We start from the raw sequence: 18,507 nt of genomic DNA on the forward strand, positions 1-18,507 counted from the left end.
GTTCTTGACCGAAGGGCAAGCTTTCATGGCATTCAGTGGTTCCAGGAAAACTCGGTGGCGTTCATGAGGGTCCAGTAGAGGTCGGACATGGCGCTGCTGCGGGAGTTTCTGCTCTTGGAGGTGGCCAGCAGGCCGGTGAAGTGGGTGGCCTCGGCCGGAGTGGGACGACGTGTGAAAATGGAGAGGTAGGCGGCTTCCACCGCCGTGGCATTGTCAGGGGCCAGCATGCTGATGCGGGTGCTGGCGTTGATGAGCGGATTGTTGCCGGTGTTGGTGGTGATCATGTTGCCGTTCATGAGCAGGAGGCGCTGGGGAATGGTGCCGCCGGCATCGTCGAAATTGTCCTCGCCGGAGTCGCCGTAGCGCTTCACGAAATTGGCCACGTCGATGTCGCGTTTGATGCGGAAGAGCACGTGTGCTTCGGAGTCGATGGTGCTGAGGGAGGCGGCCTGGATGACGCTGCCGGCCATCTGCTCGGGGCGGAGGCGGGTGACGGGAAAAGCGGCCCAGGCGTTTTCCGCCGCAGTGGTGACGGGATGCGAAGGATCACTGGACTGACTCGACATCTGAAAGACTTGCGTGCCGACGATCACCCGGATCAGGCGCTGAATGTCGTAGCCGTGCGAGATGAAATCATCCGCCAGCAACTCCATGCCGGCAGGAAAAGGTCCGTCGAGCGGGATCTCATCCACAGGAGCGATCAAGGGGCGGTTGAATAGCAGGGCCCACATGCGGTTCACGAAAGCACGGGCAAATGCCTTGTTGTCTTTGGCCGTCACCCAGGAAGCCAGCTTGGCGCGCGGGGAACCTTTGGCAGGCAGGAGTTCTGGTTTCCAGGGCACCACGGGCTGGACTTTTTCCTCTTCTGTTTTGCCCAGGTAGCGGACTTGGTAGTTCTTTTTGGGATCATCGCGCAGGCCGTTCAAGTTGAAGTCCGCCTGACCAAAGAAGGCGGCGAGCTGATGGAAGTCGGTCTGCTTCCAGGTGCTGCCGAGCTTGCCGTCGTGGCACTGGACGCAGTCGATGCGGCCCCCGAGAAAAGCGCGGCTGACTTTGGCTGCCAGTTTGACCTCGTCCGGCCCCTTTTTGTTTTCGTTCGTCACGGTGACGAAGTTCACCTCGGGATTGGTGGTCCAGACCCCGTTGGAATCGATCAGAGAGCGGGCGATCTGGTCGTAGGGGCGGTTTTGCTGGATGGCATCGCTCAGCCAGTCCACCAGCCGCCGACGACGGTACATGAGGAAGGGGCCGTTTTCGATCCCGACATAGACGCGGGCCAGGCGCTCGGCCAAGTAGTCACTGGTGCGGCGGTCTGAGAGCAGGTGGGACAACCACCATTGTGATGTGTCCATGCCTTTGAGCGACTCCAGCAAGCGGAGCTCCTGCAAGGAGGGAATGCTGCCCGTCAGCGCGAGGGACAGGCGTCGAACGAGGGTGAGATCATCCGTTTTTCCCACGGGATTCAGTGCTTGCTGTGCCCAGGCCTTTTGGAAATCTGCGTCCACCGCCTGCGCTGCGCGTTGGATGTCCTCCAGCTGCGTTTTGGGCAACCGTGGGGCGCTTCCCGTGGCGGCCACCGGAGGGGTCAGCAGTTCCGCCACGCCCCAAAAGGCACCTGCTGACAGTGCAGCCAGGATGAGGGCATTGCGCAGCCAGAGAAGCCAGCTGGAGGAGGAAGGAGCGGAATTCATGACGGGAGGCTGCGTTCGAGCCTGTCTTGTAACACGCGAAGCCAACATTGGTTTCCTGAGGAACTTTGCAACAATTTGCCGGGAGCCGACTTTCATACGGCTTCCTGCATGTCCGAACCTCCGCTGCTGCCCACTGCCCTGCCCCCTCCCCTGCCTGTGGATGTGGAGGAAGCAGGGGTGCCGCCGACGCTGGCTGGCTCAGAGACAAACCGGAGCGGCCCGGACCGCCTCAAGGCGGAACTACAGTACGAACCTGGAGTGGGCGAAGAGGCGAGAGGTGGCGTGAGTCAGGGGGAGCCGGACCGCCTAAAGGCGGGACTACAATACGCGCTTTCAGTGGAGCCGCATTATAGCCCGAATCCCACTGTACTGGTGGTGGAGAAGCGGGGCTTTTTGCAGAAGGTGGGCTCGGGGCTGGACTGGCTTTTTGGGCTGGCTGCGCTGCTTGTTTTGGTGGCCGCTTGCTCGGTGGTTCCGGTGTTGAATTTTCTGAGTTTGGGCTACCTGCTGAATGTGAGCGGGACGATAGCGCGGACCGGGCGCTTTCGTGATGGTTTCATTGGTGTGAGGAAGGCTGCCGTTCTTGGCAGCATCGCGGCTGGGATCTGGCTGGTGGTGTGGCCGGCGCGGCTGCTGTCCACGATGTGGAAGGATGCTGAACTGATCGCTCCCGGAAGCGGGATTGCCAAAGGGTGGCATGCGGGGTTGATCGTCGTGATTGTCCTCACGCTGGCGCACATTGTGTGGGCCTGCGTGCGCGGCGGGAAGCTGCGGCATTTTTTGTGGCCGCAGCCGCTGCGCTTCAAACGCTGGCTGAGCACGCCGGGGAAGTTTGACAATCTTCAGGGCATGATCACCGGCTATATTATCGGGCTGCGGCTGCCGTTTTATTTCTGGCTGGGCCTGCGCGGGTTTGTGGGAGCGCTGGTGTGGCTGATTGTTCCGGTGGGCATCCTGCTGGGTGCCACGCGTCTGCCGGTGGGCGGCTCGGTACTGCTCTCGCTGCTGGGCGGGGTGCTGCTGCTGGTGGTGGCGATTCATCTGCCATTTTTGCAAGCGCATTTCGCGCAGACGGACCGGTTCAGCGCGCTGTTTGAGCTGCGTGAGGTGCGGCGGTTGTTTCTGCGGGCGCCGCTGGCGTTTTGGTTTGCGCTCCTCATCACGCTGCTGTTTGCGGTGCCGTTGTATTTGCTGAAGATTGAGCTGACGCCGCGTGAGCTGGCGTGGCTGCCGAGTCTGCTGTTTGTGATTTTCATCTTTCCGGCGCGGGTGCTGACGGGATGGGCGATGAGCCGGGCGACGAGGCGTGAGCAGCCAAGGCATTGGTTTCCGAGGTGGATGGCGCGGCTGGGGATTGTGCCGGTGGCGCTGGCTTACACGCTGGTGGTGTATTTCACACCGTATCTATCCTGGAACGGGGCGTGGAGTTTGCTGGAGCAGCATGCGTTTCTGGTGCCTGCGCCGTTGATGGCGCTATAGGGAGGGAGTTTGCAGTGGTTTACGGTTGTTGACGGTGGGTTACAATTGTTGGGGAATGGGAGAGATGGAGGTGAAGTGGAGATGCGGGGACGCAGTGACATTGTGGCGGTGCTGCGATGAGTACGCTGCTGGAGAACGCGGTGTGTGAAGGAGGCGCTGGGTTTGCTTCCCGGAGGTGGGGCGCGATAACCCAGGGAAGCACTCGCTAAAGCTCGGCATCCCTGGGCTTAATTACGGAAGGCCGTTGGCCTTCAAGGCGGGAGGTATGTTTCGAGGACTCTGTGCGGCTGATGGACAGTTGTACGCGCTGGGAACCGCACATGGAATGTGTGGACCACGCCACGCTGGGGCTGCAACTGTTTGTCGGAGTCTTGGAAAAGTGCTGAGACGTTGAATCTGGGCTTGTCGGTTATCCGGCATGGGGCATTCGTCCTGCCCCCATGACCTGGCTCACTGACCACACTCTTCTGCCCGCCGATGTGTGGTCGCTCGTGCTCGCGGCGCTGGGGGCGATGTGCATCGGGATGTCGAAGGCGGGGCTGGCGGGGACTTCGACGCTGAACGTGGTTTTGATGGCGCAGATCTTTGGCGCGAAGCAGTCGGTGGGGGTGATTCTGCCGATGCTGATCGCAGCGGATTTCATGGGCTACATCATCAACCGCAAGGGCGGGAGCTGGAGGCGCATTGTGCCGATGGTGCCGCCGGCGATTGCGGGGGTGGTGGTGGGGTGGTTCCTGCTTGGCCGATTTGACAATTCGATGGCCCGCATCGTGATCGGCTGGATCATCATTCTGCTGCTGGTCTTTAACTGGTTGTTGAACAAGAGGAGGCAGGACTTTCTGGCGCTGACCGAGCACAAGGTGTTCACGTGGTCGATGGGGTTTCTGGCCGGTGTAGTGACGATGCTGGCCAATGCGGCGGGGCCGGTGATGACGGTCTATCTTCTGGCGCAGCATTTGGAGAAGAAGGAGCACCTGGGGGTGTTCAGCCGATTCTTCCTGTTTATTAATTTGTTCAAGGTGCCGTTCAGCACGGATCTGGGGATCATCAATCCGAGGTCGCTGATGACAAACCTGACCTTGATGCCGTGTGTGGTGCTGGGGGTGGTGCTGGGGTGGTGGATTTTGAAACGGCTGCCGCAGAAGGTGTTTGAGAATGTTTTATTCTGGCTGACGGCGTTTGCGGCGGTGTGGTTGATCCGGGGGTGAGGTTAGAGAAATATTTGGCATTGATCGTGGGTGTTGGAGATAGCGGCACTCGAATGCTGCTGCGGAGCTCTTTGCAGACGCTGCTGGTAGAAGGTGGGTGAGACGGGGTGCTGGGTTTGCTTCCTGGTCGTTTGATTCTAACCCAGGGTCGCCTCGCCAAGGCTCGGCTGACCCTGGGCTGACTCCTCAGCCCCTTCAGGGCTGGTGAGCGGCGGAGCGGAGTGGTGGAAGATGGTGGCAGTCAGACAAGGCGGTTCAGCAAGGCGCCACGCTGGAGGTCGAGATGCTGGAGAGTCGTGCGGAGACACGGGTGCAAGCGGAGTGCTGCCTTCTAAGCCAAGGCTACGAAGCGCCTGAACTCAAGGCGGCTAGAATGTGGAAAGGTGGGTAACAATAGAGGTTATTCGGGAGGCGTGACGCTGTGGCCGTTCGTCCAGAACCGCCTGAAGGCGGAACTACAAAACTTAAGCTGGGTTTGCGATGTCGTGGTTCGAAGAAGAAGGCAATTTTCGCAGAGCACCTGAACTCAAGTCGGCTTGATGGTGGAAGGGAGGGTCACAGCGGAAGTTATTCGGGAGGCCAGAGACGAACTGGAAGTCCGCGCTCCGGGACGCTTTGGCCTGCGGCGGTCCATTCCGCGATGACGGTTCTTACCCGAGCGGCCCTTCACGCCCTTAATTTATTATTGGAGTATGTTGTCAGATTATCAGTTCGCAATACGCTTCGGTTCCCATGAAGCCTGTCCTGCTCGCCCTCGTTCTCACTTCGTTCGCATCCGCCGCTGATTTTCCGGCGCTTTACAACAGTGATCCGGGGAATCCGCAGCCGACGCCGGCGAAGGAGGCATTGAAGATGCTGAAGCTGCCGAAGGGATTTAAGGCGACGCTGTTTGCGGCGGAGCCGGATGTGCAGAATCCGATCGGACTGTCGTGGGATGCACGCGGGCGCATGTGGGTGGCGGAGAACTACACGTATGCGGAGCGGGTGAAGCGATTTGACCTGGGGCTGAAGGACCGGGTGATCATTCTCGAGGACAAGGACTGGGATGGAGTGGCTGAAACGCGCAAGGTCTTCACCGAGGATGTGCAGATGCTGACAAGCGTGGAGGTGGGCCGTGATGGGGTGTGGCTGATGTGCCCGCCGCAGGTGCTTTTTATTCCTGACCGCAACCATGATGACATCCCGGATGGTGAGCCGGAGGTGGTGATCGATGGCTTCACCGTGGCGAAGGACAACTACCACAATTTTGCCAATGGACTACGCTTTGGTCCTGATGGCTGGCTCTATGGCCGCTGCGGGCACTCGTGCCCCGGCAGGCTGGGCATTCCCGGCACGCCGGATGATCAGCGGGTGCCGATGAAGGGCGGGATCTGGCGCTACCATCCTGAGAAGAAGATTGTGGAAGTGCTGACGCATGGCACGACGAATCCGTGGGGGCATGACTGGGATGCGAACGGGGAGATGTTCTTCATCAACACGGTGACAGGTCATCTGTGGCATCTGATGCATGGGGCGCATCTCGTGGACTCCAGCAAGGAGAATCCCTTTGTGTATGAGAAGCTGGACACCATCGCGGATCATTATCACTACGACCGCAGTGGGAGCTGGACGGCGTCCCGTGATGGCAAGGCGAACAGCCTCGGTGGCGGACACGCGCACATCGGGATGATGATTTACCAGGCGGAGCAGTGGCCGGCGGAATATCGGAACAAGCTCTTCACGCTGAACATGCATGGGCGGCGTGCGAATGTGGAACGGCTGGAGCGCAATGGCAGCGGCTATGTGGGCAAGCATGAGCCGGATGTTTTTCTGAGCGATGATCCGTGGTTTCGTGGGATCGAGATCAGCACGGGCCCAGATGGCAGCGGTTTCATTCTGGACTGGAGTGATACCGGTGAATGTCATGACTCGACGGGTGTGCACCGCACCAGCGGGAGGATTTTCAGAGTCAGCTATGGGGAGGTGAAGAAGCCGGAGAAGCCTTTTGCGTGGCGCAAGGCGTGGCCGAAGGCGGATCTGAATTCGAGTGACGAGCACGCGCGTGCTTTGGCGATCCGTGAGCTGACGCAGTTCTCGCCGCTGGATGCGATCACCGGCCCGATGCCTCATGCGGTTTATCCGGAGCTGGGATTTGATGCGGTGAAACTCGCGAAGGAGGACAAGTCTTCTTTTGTGAGACTGACGCTGGCTTCCACGCTCCAGCGGCTGCCGGTGGCCAAGCGTGCGGCGATGGGTGCGGCGCTGCTGGCGCATGCGGAAGACGCGAATGATCCGTTTCTGCCTTATCTGGTGTGGTATGGCATCAGTCCGCTGGCGAAGGAAGATCCGCAGTCACTTGTGGCACTGGCGAAAGATTGCACGTGGTCGAAGACGCTGCGCTGGATGGCACGGAGTCTGGCGACACAGCCGGAGGCGCTGAATGCGCTGCTGGGGCAGGCGAAAGCCGGGCAGGTGGAAGATATTCTGGGTGGAATGGCGGATGCGTTCAAGGGCATCCGGAAGGCGGCGAAGCCGGAGGCGTGGGATGGGTTTGTAAAGCTGGCGGCAGGCTCACCAGAACCGGCTAAAGCCGGGACTACAATACACACAGCTGATCCGGAACGGGCTAAAGCCCGAACTACGTACATCCAGGAATTGAGCATTCTGTTTGGTGATGGGCGGGCGCTGGATGATGTGAAGAAGATGGCGCTGGATGAGAAGGCTGATCTTTCGGCGCGTGAGTCGGCGCTGAAGACGCTGATTGAAAACCGTCCGGATGATCTGCGGGCGATCTGCACGCAGTTGCTGGAGGTGCGCGGGCTCAACGTGATCGCGGTGCGCGGACTGGCCTTGTTTGATGATCCTGAGATCGGGCAGAAGCTGGCGGCGAGCTATCGCAAATTTGGACCGGCAGAACGGCCAACGGTGATCGACACGCTGGTTTCGCGGCCCAGCTTTGCCAAAGCGCTGCTGAAAGACATGGCGGCGGGAAAGATCCCGCGCGCTGATTTGACGGCCTTCCATGCCCGCCAGATCAACGCCTTCAAAGATGAAGCGCTGTCCAAGCAACTGGTGGAGGTGTGGGGCGAGCTGCGTGAGTCTGCGGCTGATAAAAAGGAGCTGATCGAAAAGGTGAAGAAGCAGCTGACGCCGGCAACGCTGGCGAAGGCGAACCTGAGCCAGGGGCGCATGCTTTTCACTGCCATCTGCGGCGCCTGCCACGCCATGTACGGGCAGGGCGGGAAGATCGGGCCGGATCTGACGGGCTCAGGCCGTGCGAACTTGGACTACCTGCTGGAAAACATCGCGGATCCGAGCGGGGTGGTGAGTGCGGACTTCCGCATGAGCCTGCTGACGCACAAGGATGGCCGGGTGCTGAGCGGTGTGGTGACGGAATCGAACGCACGCACGCTGACGCTGCGCACGATGACGGAAACCCTGACACTGGACCGTGCGGACATCGTGAAACAGGAGACCTCGCCACTCTCCATGATGCCTGAGGGATTGCTGCTGGCCTTCCAGCCGGAACAGGTGCGTGATCTGATTGCGTATTTGATGCATCCGGTGCAGGTTCCACTGCCTAAAGCGCCATGAGCACGCCAACTTCCAGTCGCAAATTCCAATTTGGCCCTGGTTGGCTGCTGTTTCTGGGCATGGTTGCTCTTCTGCTATTCAACAAGAACAGCCGGGACGTTTTGAAGACGCTGAAGGAGCGTGTGAATGGGCAAACGCAGCGGATGCGCACGGAAATGGACGGCTTGAAGGCGGCCATGGAACAGAAGCGGCAGGAGGAAAAGTAGCCTCGGGCCATTGGCTCAGGCTATTTTAAGACAATCTTTGTTTGGCAGCGGGCTCTACGGCTGCTGTATTTCCCGAATGTCACAAGGAACACTTCTCATCACTGGCGGCGCAGGATACATCGGCTCGCATACTGTTCGTCATTTGCTCGAACAAAACGAGCGGGTGGTAGTGCTGGACAACCTTGTCTTCGGGCATCGGGAGGCGCTGCCGATGGACCGGGTGGCTTTTGTGGAAGGGGACATGTCCGACGCGGCGCTGATGGAAAAGCTCTTCACCGAACACAAGCCGGAAGCGGTGCTGCATTTCGCGGCTTTTGCGTATGTCGGGGAGTCGGTGACGGATCCGCTCAAGTATTACCGGAACAATCTCGCCGCGCCGCTGACGCTGCTGGAAACGATGCAGCGCCATGGCTGCAAGCGCTTCATTTTTTCCTCCACCTGCGCGACCTATGGCGACCCGGTGCGCATCCCCATTGATGAATCTCATCCGCAGGCGCCGGTGAATCCCTACGGTGCGAGCAAATGGATGCTGGAGCGTGTGCTGCGAGACTGCGGCCATGCGTGGGGACTGAAGTCTGTCTTTCTGCGCTACTTCAATGCGAGCGGCTGCCACCCGAGTGGTGAAATCGGTGAAGACCACAATCCGGAGACCCACCTGATCCCGCGCATCCTGATGGCTGCCACGGGGGAGATCGAGAACATCACCGTGTTTGGCACGGACTACGCGACGCCGGATGGCACGTGCATCCGCGACTACATCCACGTGTGTGATCTGGCTTCGGCGCATGCGCTGGCATTGAATTATCTGCGCAAGGGTGGTGACACCGTCGCGGTGAATCTCGGCACGGGCCGTGGGTTCAGCGTCAAAGAAATCATCTCCACGGCGGAAGCGGTGACGGGGAAAAAAATTCCGGTCACTTATGGCCCGCGCCGCGCGGGTGACCCCTCAGAGCTCATCGCCGAGCCTAAAATGGCTAAAGAGATTCTTCAGTGGGAGGCTGCTCACAAAGACCCGCGGGAGCATATTGAGTCTGCCTGGAGATGGATGAGTGGCGAGCGGAAGGGGCGGTATTCGGCTTGATTTTCAAGGATTAAAGATTTCAGCCATCGTGGTTGATGAACTATTCTGACTGCCGACAAAAATGGGCGTTGAGCCTACCGCGCCTAAATAAACCCTTTAACTAGAGCGGATCTAATAGATCTGAGGGAGTGTATTGACTCATCAATTAGATGAGCGCATGAAGAATGTCACATGCGATATGTAGTTTGAACGGTCTTCACTTAAGACTGTCGCACTATAGATTCACTTGGTTTCACACTTTAAATGAGAGCAGTTGTTAATGGGTTGGTCGCCATCATCGCGTGCCTTAGCGGCACGCTGCTTCATGCTGTGGAATTGATCGGGGGACCGCAGGCAAGAACCACGGCCAACACCGCCACGATTCAATGGCGCACGGATGTGGAATGCGGCACGCGGCTGCAGTTTGGCCTGAATCCCGCAACGCTGGACCGCAAGGCCGAAGGTGCGGTGACGCGTGATCACACCCTGCAACTGGAATCGCTGACACCGGCCACGACGTATTATTTCAGTGTGGGCAGCGCGCGAGCCAAGCTTGCCTCAGGGAGCTTCACGACGGCCGGCGGAGCGCCTGCGGCGGCACCGCAGCCCTCGCTGATCCGGCGTGTGCTGAATGTCATCACTCCGGACAAGAAGGAGGCTCCTGCTGCAGTTTCTCAGCAGGCCCCGCCGACTCGACAGACCTGGGGGCACCTTGATTCACTGCAGGATCATTTTGAGCGACATGGCGGCGACTTCTCCAGCAAATCGCCCGATGACTACGCGGCAAAGGCCTGGGCCTTCCTGCAGCGCGCCCGCGCTGAAAACCTGCCGATGAAGCTGGACGACACGGACAGAACGCTTCGCGTCTTTGATCCCGCCACGCGCGTATTTGGTGCGTACAACGGCGCTGGCAAGACCAAGACCTTCTTCAAGCCGGACACCCCCAGCTACTGGCAGCGCCAGCCCGGGAGAACCGTGCAAGCGGCTGACCTCCGCTTTTCTCCGCGCTGAGAACGCCCCTTCCAAAAAACCAACCATGAAAAACAACCTCAATTTCTGCCCCGTATGTGGCTATGACAAGCTCGCTGAGCCGCCGAGAAACCGAACCGGAGGCGCATCGATGGAAATCTGCGCCTGCTGCGGCTTCCAGTTTGGCGTGACTGACGATGACAAAGGTGTGAGCTACGATGATTTTCGCCAGCAATGGATCACGGACGGAATGCCGTGGACCAGCACGGGGAAAAAGGCCCCCAAAGGGTGGAACCCGCAGACGCAGCTGGGCTCACTGGCCCTGCGTGCCACGCTGAGCCGGGTGAAGGGCCGCCCGCCGCGGATGGCAGTCATCTTTGCGTGAGCTCACGCCGCGCCTTTGAGCAAACTGAGCGCATGAACGCGCGCGCTGTCGGCGCTGCCGCCGAGCATGCGTGCGAGTTCATCGACGCGTTGTTCATCGCTCACAGCCTGAATCTGTGAGCGCGTGGTGTTGCCGGTGATCTCCTTTGTAACCACGAAGTGGCTCTTCGCCAGGGAGGCCACCTGTGGGAAGTGGGTGATGGCGATGACCTGATGAGTCGTGCCCAGTGCGGCCATTTTGCGGCCGACGGCTTCGGCGATGTTGCCGCCGACGTTGGCGTCGATTTCGTCGAAGACGAGGAGGGGCACGGCGTCCTGCTTTGCGAGGGCGCTTTTCACCGCGAGAAGGACGCGGGACATTTCGCCGCTGGAGGCGGTGAGGCGGAGAGGTTTGGAGGGCTCGCCGGGATTGGGTGCGAAGTGGAAGTCGACTTCTTCGAGGCCGTTGCGTTCGGGTGAAGGGAGGACGGCAAGCTGGGCCTCGAAGACGCTGCGTTTGAAGCCGAGATCGAGGAGGTGGGAGGCGACTTCTTTGGCGAGCTTAGGGGCGGCATCGTTGCGCTTTTTGGAGATTTGTTTGCCGAGTTTCAGCACGTCCGCCTCGCGTTCTTTGACGAGCTTTTGGAGCTTGGCGATTTCTTCGCCGCGGTTTTCCATCCGGGCGAGTTTGCGCTCGGTTTCGGCGAGGAACTCCAGGATTTCGGCGATGGTGCGGCCGTACTTGCGCTTGAGGGTCTGGATGGTGTGAATGCGGCTTTCGAGCTTGTCGAGTTCGGCGGCGTCGATCTCGAGATCATCGGCGTAATCCTGCACGCTGCTTTCGAGCTCGGTGAGTTCGATTTGGGCGGACTTGAAGCCTTCGAACATCGTGGCGGTGGCGGGATCGATCTTTTCCAGTTCGTGGATGCTGCGGCTGATCTCGCGCAGGCCATCGATCACACTGCCTTCACCTTCGCTGAGGCGGCCGGTGATGCTGCCGCAGAGTTCGGCGAGACGTGCGCCGTTGGCAGCGATGCGGTGACGGGATTCGATTTCCTCTTCCTCGCCCGGCTTCAAGTTTGCGGAAGCGATTTCGTTCGCCTGGAACTTGAGCATGTCGATCTGCTGGCTGCTGGCGCGCTCGGAGTTTTCGAGTTCATCGAGTTCGGTGACGGCGGCGCGCCAGAGCTTCCAGGTGTCCTGGTATTTGCCCAGCAACTCCTCAACGCTGGCATACTTGTCGAGCATCTCGAGCTGGCGGTCCTTGGAATTGAGGGACTGATGATCGTGGGGGCCGTGGAGATCGACGAGGAATTCGCCGAGGCTTTTGAGGACCTGAATGGTGACCGGGGAGCAGTTGACGAACTGTTTGTTGGCTCCGCTGGTGCTGATGGCGCGTTTGATGAGGAGTTCGCCGTCCTGGCAGGGCTCCAAGCCGGCTTCTTCCAGCACAGCATCGATGGCGCGGGTGTCTTTGAGGTGGAAACCGGCCTCCACGGTGCAGGCGTCCTGGCCATTGCGAATCAGGCTGCGGTCAGCTCTTTCTCCAAGGATCAGCTTCAAGGCACCGACGATGATGGATTTGCCAGCGCCCGTCTCCCCCGTCACGCCGATGAGACCAGCGGCCAGCTCCCAAGTCACGTCTTCAACGAGGGCCAGATTGCGGATTTTGAGGAAGGAAAGCATGGGTTGAATGAAATGGTGGACAAATGAACATGCATTGTTCTTTTCTCATTTCAACCACCGCGAGGCGATCTTCCACTCCATGCTTTAAAAGCGCGCGAAAAATGTGCGGCGGATTTGTAACCGAGCTCGGCGGCGACGCCTTTGACCAAGGCATCGGGCTGGCGGAGTTTGATGGCGGCCTGGGAGAGCTTGAGGCGGGTGAGGCAGGCGAGCGGGGTCTCGGTGTCGTAGCGCTGGAAGAGGCGGGTGAAGTAGGCGGCGGAGACGAAGCAGGCTTTGGCAGCCTGCTCGATGCTGCTGAGCACGGGATAATTGCGAAGGAGATGACCGCGGCAGCGCAGGTAGGTGGCGTACGCGGGGTCCATTTTGGCGGTGGCGGGCTGGCGGGAGTCCGCGCAGAGCACCAAGGCGTGCTCGAGCGTGGCACAGGCTGCGCGCAGGCCAAAGCGGCCGCCGCGCAGAGCGTGATCGATCACTTCCTCGAACAGTGAGTCAACGCGTGAGACGTCCGTGACGCGGAGGACACTGCCGGGAGAGAGATCAAGATCGTTCATCAGCCTCACCGCTCGTGCGCCGGTGAAATTGAAGAAGTACTTCACCATCGGCTCCTCCGCCGAGCTGCGGATGACCTGCGGGGTGGTGGAATCGAATACAAAGGCGTGTCCGGCTTCTATTTCATGCGTCTGATCCGCCAGCGTGACGCTGCCATGGCCCTTCGACACGAACTCGAAGGCGAGAAACGGGAATTTCTGCCGGTCCATGACGAAATCCGGGGCACACCATTCGCAGCCACCGCCTACAAGGCATAGCGTCGACGCATCGCTCTGCCGATCCTCCCATTCCGGGAGGAAGAAGCGGCGGGTGCGTACGACTTGCTTGGAAAAGTAGTCGGCCTGGTCGGTGGCTGGCATGGTGGGACAGGATGAAAGTTTCCAGCCGTGAGAATCTTGCGACAAAGGGTCAAGAATCGTCATTTCACCGGCAAACATTCGACGCACTGGCGGGTTGCTATTTGGCGGCCTCGGAAGTCACTTGTTAGGATATGTCCCAACCTCTTTCCGGCATCATCCCACCCCTCATCACTCCCTTGCGTGATCGCGACACGCTCGACTGCGCCGGTTTGGAGCGATTGATCGAGCACCTGATCGGTGGTGGAGTGTCCGGATTGTTCATTCTCGGCACCACGGGTGAAGGGCCCAGTCTGAGCTATCGGCTGAGGCGGGAACTGATTGAGCGCACCTGCAAGCAAACGGCGGGCCGTGTGCCGGTGCTGGTGGGAATTACGGATACGTCGTTCACTGAGAGCGTGAACCTGGCGAGGCATAGTGCCGAGGCAGGAGCCACGCATGTGGTCACAGCGCCGCCGTATTACTTCCCTGCCGCGCCGCCGGAACTGCAAGAATACATTCAGGATCTCGTGGCGGAGATGCCGCTGCCGATGTTTCTGTACAACATGCCCGGGCTGACGAAGGTGAGCTTTGAGATCGACCTGGTGCGCCGGGCGCTGGACATGCCCGGCATCTGCGGGGTCAAGGACAGCTCATGCGACATGATCTATTTCCACCGATTGATGGAAGTGGCGAAGCAGCGTGCCGACTGGAGTGTGCTGGTGGGGCCGGAGGAACTGACGGCTGAGGCTGTGCTGCTGGGTGGGCATGGAGGCATCAATGGCGGGGCGAATCTGCATCCGAAGCTTTATGTGGAGATGTATCGGGCCGCAGCGGCCCAGGATTTGAAGCTCACGCGGGAGCTGCATGCCAAGGTGATGCAGCTGGCGGGAAGTATTTATACGGTGGGGCGGCACAAGTCGGCGATCATCAAGGGCATCAAGTGCGGGCTCTCGCTGCTGGGCATCTGCGAAGACCACATGGCGGAGCCGTTTCACCGTTTCCGTGACCCGGAACGTGCGATCATTCGTGAAAGACTCGTGAACCTTGATTTGATCAAGGCATGATTTTAACCACGGAATACACAGAATACACGGAAACCAAACCGTTCTTTTCTTCAGTGTATTCTGTGTATTCCGTGGTTTTTGATTCTTATTTTCTGCCCATTCATGAACCCCAAGCTGATCTATCCTGAGGAAAGCTTTGCCATCCGTGGATGCCTTTTCGAAGTCTATAGGAACAAAGGCGCAGGATTCCTTGAACCCGTGTATCAAGAATGCTTGGAAATTGAGTTTCGGATGTCCAGTCTGCCCGCCACTGCGCAACCCAATTTAAAACTCGACTACAAAGGCATCCCGCTCAAAAGCACCTACATTCCAGATTTTATCTGCTATGACAAAATTGTAGTGGAGCTAAAGGCAGTCAAAGAGCTGACGGATGCTCATCGGGCTCAAGTCCAAAACTATCTCAAAGCGACCGACCTTAAACTCGCCTTTCTTGTCAACTTTTGCCACCACCCACTTATCGAAGTCGAACGCATTGTTCTCTGAAATCACACTCCATCCTATGAAATCCTTTTCGCTGCTTTGCTTTGCCGCCACCCTGCTGCTGACCTGCCATCTCCGCGCCCAAATTGCCGGAGGATTCAGTGCTGTTTCACCCACGGACAAGGAGGCGGTGGCAGCGGCGGAGTTTGCGGTGAAAGCTCATGATCCGAAGCTCAAGCTGCAGGGCATTGAGAGCGGGGAAAGACAGGTCGTGGCGGGGATGAATTATAAGCTGGTGCTCAATGTGACGGACGCAGACGCTGCACGTCAGGCGGCTGTGGTGGTGTGGCACAAGATTGATGACAGCCGTGAGCTGACCTCCTGGGAATGGCTGAAGGCCAAGGAGGCGCAGCCTGGTGTTATGAAATCCGAATTCATCTATGATACCGGGCCTTATCCCTCGGTCCATGCCACGACCATTGTCGAAACACCGACGGGGCTGGTTTCGGCGTGGTTTGGCGGCACGGCGGAAAAGAATCCGGATGTGTGCATCTGGGTGTCCAGACTGGTAGACGGGAAGTGGACGGAGAGCGTGGAGACGGCGAATGGCGTGCAGGCTGATGGCACGCGCCACCCGACATGGAATCCGGTGCTGTTTCAGCCACGCAACGCGCCGCTGATGCTGTTTTACAAGGTGGGGCCTTCGCCCAGCACGTGGTGGGGGGAACTCAAAACTTCCAAGGATGGCGGCAAGACGTGGTCGGCAGCGCAGAAACTGCCCGAGGGCATCTATGGGCCGATCAAAAACAAGCCGGTGCAACTGCCGAACGGGGACATTCTCTGCCCAACGAGCAATGAAACGGACAAGAAGCCGAGCGCGTGGGCCATCTACTTTGAGCGCACTTCGGATCTGGGCAAAACCTGGGAGCGCACGAAGCTGCTGCATGATGGCCTGGTGGTGAGCGCGATTCAGCCGAGCATACTTTTTCTGGGTGGTGACAAACTGCAGGCGGTGGGCCGGACGCGTCAGGGAAAGGTGTTTCAAATTTCCTCTGAGGATGCAGGGCGCACGTGGGGTGAGATTTCAATGACGGAACTTCCGAATCCTAACTCCGGCACGGATGCGGTGACACTGAAGGACGGGCGGCATCTGCTGATCTACAATCACACGGCCAAGGGGCGCAGCCCGCTGAACCTCGCGGTCAGCAAGGATGGCAAGGAATGGGAGGCGGCGCTGGTGCTGGAAGATGAGCCCAAGAGAGAATTCAGCTATCCGGCGATCATTCAGACGAGCGATGGACTCGTCCACATCACCTACACGTGGAAGCGCCAGAAGGCGAAGCACGTGGTCATTGATCCCGCCAAGCTTGTGCTGAAACCCATCGTGAACGGCCAGTGGCCGAAATGATTCACCGCTGACGACATGCAACAGCACCTGTTTCTTTTCTTCATCCTTGCGACGGTCGTTGCGATCCACGCACCCGCACAGGAACTGGCGTCATCGGCTGATGCGAAGGTCGCCAGCCAGATTGGCCAGGCCTGGGATGTGGCATGGAGCCGGTTTTATCTCTCCAAAGTGCAGACCTTTGGGGATTACTTGAGCAGCTACGATCCAGGCAAAGAGCAGGCGCATCTGCCGACTGCGGAAGAGGTCAAACGCCAGTACCCCAATCCCTGTGGCTACAGCACAGGCATGGAGGATGGCGCGATTCTGGGAGGTGCCATGCTCAGCGTGCTGTGTGATCGTTTTGCGGTGACTCACGATGAAACGCTGCGCGAGAAGGCGGCCGGTGTTTTCGCCGGGCTGAAGCGCTGCGCCACGGTGCATGGCGTGCGCGGATTTGTGGCACGCAATGTGTGCCCGGAAGATGGCAAGAGTGTTTACATCAACTCCTCCCGCGATCAGGTGACCCACTTCGCGCATGGCTTGTGGCAGTATTATCGGAGTCCTTTGCCGGATGAGGCGACGAAGAAGCAAGTTCGGGTGGTGCTTGCGGATGTGGCCGAGCGGATGATCAAGTTCGTCACGCCGGAGAACGACTTTGATTTCTGCCGCGCTGACGGTGAGCGCTGCCCGCTGGGCATCTGCCGGATGTGGAATGTGCAGCCGCATGAGGCGGCGCGACTGCCCATGATCTATGCGGCGGCGTGGGATGTGACGCGTGATGAGCGGTACCGCAAAGAGTGGCGGCGCTATGCGGCGGATGCCATCGCGCAATCGGCAAACCCCGGTGAGAACAAGCCGGCCTATGCGCTGCTGCAGATGCAGTGCTCGCTGGAGGTGCTGCATGAGCTGGAACCGGATGCCGAGCTGAAGGCGACGATCCATACGCGCATGACGCATGTGCGCGATCTCGCGGCGAAGCGCTTCACCAGCGTGCTCTCACAGATTGGCAAAAAGAGCCCGGAAGACATGCGCATGCTCGGGCCTGACTGGCGGCATGTCTCTGTGTGGAAGAACCAGAAGGGCTATCCCAATCCGCAATGGGGTCCGTATCGGGAAATATGGCACATTACGCGGGAGGCCGGCGAGTCGGCGTTGATTTTGCTGATGGTCGATCCGACTTCAGTCTCCGATGCCCAACAGACCGCTTTGGCAGGACTGATCCGGGGCTTCGACTACGAGCATAATTCCAGCTGCGGCATCATCTACCATCTGGCGGCCTACTGGAAGGCGCGCCGCAATCATCTGCTGGGGCCTTGATATGATTCCGCTTCGCATCAAAGCCTGCCTTTATGCCACCAGCCTCTCGTTATCAGCCTTGCTGCCGTGTGTTTGCATGGCGGACACCGGCGATGTGCGTGACGTGCGTGTGATCCGCACCGCCGAACAAGAACCCCGGGCCGCCCTGCTGGGGCAGCCGAGCCTGGCACTGTGGAAAGAGAAGCATCTCGTGGCGGCCTACCAGCTGGGCATCCCAGGAAAGATGGACATGGGCAGCATTGATGCCGTGGTCTCCACCGATGACGGTCAGAACTGGAGCATCCCAAGCACGATTTTTGACAGCACGGAGCGGCATGGTGCCATGCAGTTTGGCTACTGCAATGCGGTGCTGTACAAGCCGCCAGGGCAGGACGTGCTGTGGTGCTTTGCCATGCGCTGCCCGCTGAACTATGCGGACAGCGAGGACTCGCACCTGGCCGCGGCTTACAGTGGCGATGGAGGCCGATCCTGGAATCCTGTGGAGCTGGCCATGCACTACACCGGGCCGCTGGTCATTCTGGGCGAGATCCAGCGCATCGAGGAAAATGGTCATGCGGTGTATGTGATGCCTGCGCACCGCAACACGCGGCGGGCGGATCCGCATGGCACCCGCGAGCATTTTGTGCTGCGAAGCACCAGCCTGCTGAACTGGCGCCTGGGAGGCTATGTGCCGCTGCCTCCGGGGAACAGCACGTTCCTGCATGAGGGGCAGATCGTGGTGAGCAATGCGAAGAAGGGCAGGCTGAAGATGGTGATGCGAACCTCCACGGGAACACCGGAAGGAAAGCTGATGGACGGTGGCGCACTGAATCCGCCACGGGCGTGGTCCAGCACCAGTGAAGACGGCGGCATGACCTGGAGCGTGGCGCAGGAAGAGCCGGAGCTGTGGAACTCGGTTTCGGAGGCCTGGTTTGGCCGCAGTGATGACGGGCGGCTGCTGTATGTTTACAATGACGGGCCTGCCTTTGGCCGCATGGCGCTGCGTTACAAGGTATGCAGCGAAGCCGGTCAGTGGGGACCAGAGCAGACTTTCTTTGATGAGGGCGTGCACAACTCCTACCCGACACTCATCCAGGTGGCACCGGGTGAATTCCGTGCGGTGTGGGACAGCGGCGACGAAAAGCGGCACCGACGTGCCATCCGCTTTGGCAAGCTGAGCCTGCCTGCTTTGAAAGCTGCAGCTCCGTGATGCTG

15 protein-coding genes are annotated in these 18,507 nt (G+C 59.5%); 12 read left to right on the forward strand and 3 right to left on the reverse strand.

Translation table 11 applies throughout. The features are described 5' to 3' along the window. Positions 1–32: 32 nt before the first annotated feature. Complete coding sequence (locus AC24GY_RS12500) at positions 33–1,691, reverse strand: DUF1553 domain-containing protein (protein ID WP_487683281.1); 1,659 nt, start codon at positions 1,689–1,691, stop codon at positions 33–35. Positions 1,692–1,799: 108 nt separating this feature from the next. Between AC24GY_RS12500 and AC24GY_RS12505 the strand changes: the two genes are divergently transcribed. The 7 genes from AC24GY_RS12505 to AC24GY_RS12535 all read left to right on the forward strand — a co-directional run bounded on the left by AC24GY_RS12505 (position 1,800) and on the right by AC24GY_RS12535 (position 10,571). After that, complete coding sequence (locus AC24GY_RS12505) at positions 1,800–3,170, forward strand: DUF4013 domain-containing protein (protein WP_487683283.1); 1,371 nt, start codon at positions 1,800–1,802, stop codon at positions 3,168–3,170. A gap of 491 nt (positions 3,171–3,661) precedes the next feature. Then, complete coding sequence (locus tag AC24GY_RS12510; RefSeq protein WP_487683285.1) at positions 3,662–4,378, forward strand: sulfite exporter TauE/SafE family protein; 717 nt, start codon at positions 3,662–3,664, stop codon at positions 4,376–4,378. Between the two features lie 732 nt (positions 4,379–5,110). Next, a complete protein-coding gene (locus AC24GY_RS12515; protein ID WP_487683287.1) occupies positions 5,111–7,951 on the forward strand; it encodes a PVC-type heme-binding CxxCH protein in 2,841 nt (946 codons plus the stop codon). Continuing rightward, complete coding sequence (locus AC24GY_RS12520; RefSeq protein WP_487683289.1) at positions 7,948–8,157, forward strand: hypothetical protein; 210 nt, start codon at positions 7,948–7,950, stop codon at positions 8,155–8,157. Before AC24GY_RS12515 ends, AC24GY_RS12520 begins: the two co-directional genes overlap by 4 nt. A gap of 76 nt (positions 8,158–8,233) precedes the next feature. Beyond that, positions 8,234–9,238, forward strand: coding sequence for a UDP-glucose 4-epimerase GalE (gene galE / locus AC24GY_RS12525; RefSeq protein ID WP_487683291.1), 1,005 nt, complete (start codon positions 8,234–8,236; stop codon positions 9,236–9,238). A 243-nt stretch (positions 9,239–9,481) separates the two neighbouring features. After that, positions 9,482–10,228, forward strand: a complete 747-nt coding sequence (locus AC24GY_RS12530; protein WP_487683293.1) for a fibronectin type III domain-containing protein — start codon at positions 9,482–9,484, stop codon at positions 10,226–10,228. A 25-nt stretch (positions 10,229–10,253) separates the two neighbouring features. After that, positions 10,254–10,571 (forward strand): hypothetical protein, encoded by a 318-nt coding sequence (locus AC24GY_RS12535; RefSeq protein WP_422314564.1) that lies wholly within the window; start codon positions 10,254–10,256, stop codon positions 10,569–10,571. A gap of 2 nt (positions 10,572–10,573) precedes the next feature. Here the strand turns inward: AC24GY_RS12535 and recN are convergent, their stop codons facing one another. After that, the gene (recN, locus tag AC24GY_RS12540; RefSeq protein WP_487683295.1) at positions 10,574–12,235 is read right to left on the reverse strand and encodes a DNA repair protein RecN; all 1,662 of its coding nucleotides are present in this window, start codon (positions 12,233–12,235) and stop codon (positions 10,574–10,576) included. A 50-nt stretch (positions 12,236–12,285) separates the two neighbouring features. Next, entirely contained in the window at positions 12,286–13,146 is an 861-nt protein-coding gene (locus AC24GY_RS12545; RefSeq protein ID WP_487683297.1) for a helix-turn-helix transcriptional regulator, read from the reverse strand. A 131-nt stretch (positions 13,147–13,277) separates the two neighbouring features. On the opposite strand from AC24GY_RS12545, the gene AC24GY_RS12550 reads away from it, so the two are divergent. The 5 genes from AC24GY_RS12550 (at position 13,278) to AC24GY_RS12570 (ending at position 18,502) form a co-directional block, all read left to right on the forward strand. Continuing rightward, positions 13,278–14,189 carry a dihydrodipicolinate synthase family protein gene (locus tag AC24GY_RS12550; RefSeq protein WP_487683299.1) on the forward strand — a complete coding sequence of 304 codons (912 nt, stop codon included), beginning with the start codon at positions 13,278–13,280 and terminating at the stop codon, positions 14,187–14,189. A 102-nt stretch (positions 14,190–14,291) separates the two neighbouring features. Beyond that, positions 14,292–14,672 (forward strand): GxxExxY protein, encoded by a 381-nt coding sequence (locus tag AC24GY_RS12555; protein WP_487683301.1) that lies wholly within the window; start codon positions 14,292–14,294, stop codon positions 14,670–14,672. Positions 14,673–14,688: 16 nt separating this feature from the next. Next, the gene (locus tag AC24GY_RS12560; RefSeq protein ID WP_487683303.1) at positions 14,689–16,017 is read left to right on the forward strand and encodes an exo-alpha-sialidase; all 1,329 of its coding nucleotides are present in this window, start codon (positions 14,689–14,691) and stop codon (positions 16,015–16,017) included. A 168-nt stretch (positions 16,018–16,185) separates the two neighbouring features. Next, positions 16,186–17,313, forward strand: a complete 1,128-nt coding sequence (locus tag AC24GY_RS12565) for a hypothetical protein (protein ID WP_487683644.1) — start codon at positions 16,186–16,188, stop codon at positions 17,311–17,313. A gap of 1 nt (position 17,314) precedes the next feature. Next, positions 17,315–18,502, forward strand: coding sequence for a sialidase family protein (locus tag AC24GY_RS12570; RefSeq protein ID WP_487683305.1), 1,188 nt, complete (start codon positions 17,315–17,317; stop codon positions 18,500–18,502). Positions 18,503–18,507 lie beyond the last annotated feature (5 nt).

The sequence above is a fragment of the Prosthecobacter sp. Pr1 genome, assembly GCF_057652315.1.

Bases quoted from the DNA above. Each gene is read 5' to 3' on its own strand.
- AC24GY_RS12500 (WP_487683281.1), bottom strand. From the start codon at position 1,691: ATGAATTCCGCTCCTTCCTCCTCCAGCTGGCTTCTCTGGCTGCGCAAT.
- AC24GY_RS12505 (WP_487683283.1), top strand. From the start codon at position 1,800: ATGTCCGAACCTCCGCTGCTGCCCACTGCCCTGCCCCCTCCCCTGCCT.
- AC24GY_RS12515 (WP_487683287.1), top strand. From the start codon at position 5,111: ATGAAGCCTGTCCTGCTCGCCCTCGTTCTCACTTCGTTCGCATCCGCC.
- AC24GY_RS12520 (WP_487683289.1), top strand. From the start codon at position 7,948: ATGAGCACGCCAACTTCCAGTCGCAAATTCCAATTTGGCCCTGGTTGG.
- galE (WP_487683291.1), top strand. From the start codon at position 8,234: ATGTCACAAGGAACACTTCTCATCACTGGCGGCGCAGGATACATCGGC.
- AC24GY_RS12530 (WP_487683293.1), top strand. From the start codon at position 9,482: ATGAGAGCAGTTGTTAATGGGTTGGTCGCCATCATCGCGTGCCTTAGC.
- AC24GY_RS12535 (WP_422314564.1), top strand. From the start codon at position 10,254: ATGAAAAACAACCTCAATTTCTGCCCCGTATGTGGCTATGACAAGCTC.
- recN (WP_487683295.1), bottom strand. From the start codon at position 12,235: ATGCTTTCCTTCCTCAAAATCCGCAATCTGGCCCTCGTTGAAGACGTG.
- AC24GY_RS12545 (WP_487683297.1), bottom strand. From the start codon at position 13,146: ATGCCAGCCACCGACCAGGCCGACTACTTTTCCAAGCAAGTCGTACGC.
- AC24GY_RS12550 (WP_487683299.1), top strand. From the start codon at position 13,278: ATGTCCCAACCTCTTTCCGGCATCATCCCACCCCTCATCACTCCCTTG.
- AC24GY_RS12555 (WP_487683301.1), top strand. From the start codon at position 14,292: ATGAACCCCAAGCTGATCTATCCTGAGGAAAGCTTTGCCATCCGTGGA.
- AC24GY_RS12560 (WP_487683303.1), top strand. From the start codon at position 14,689: ATGAAATCCTTTTCGCTGCTTTGCTTTGCCGCCACCCTGCTGCTGACC.
- AC24GY_RS12570 (WP_487683305.1), top strand. From the start codon at position 17,315: ATGATTCCGCTTCGCATCAAAGCCTGCCTTTATGCCACCAGCCTCTCG.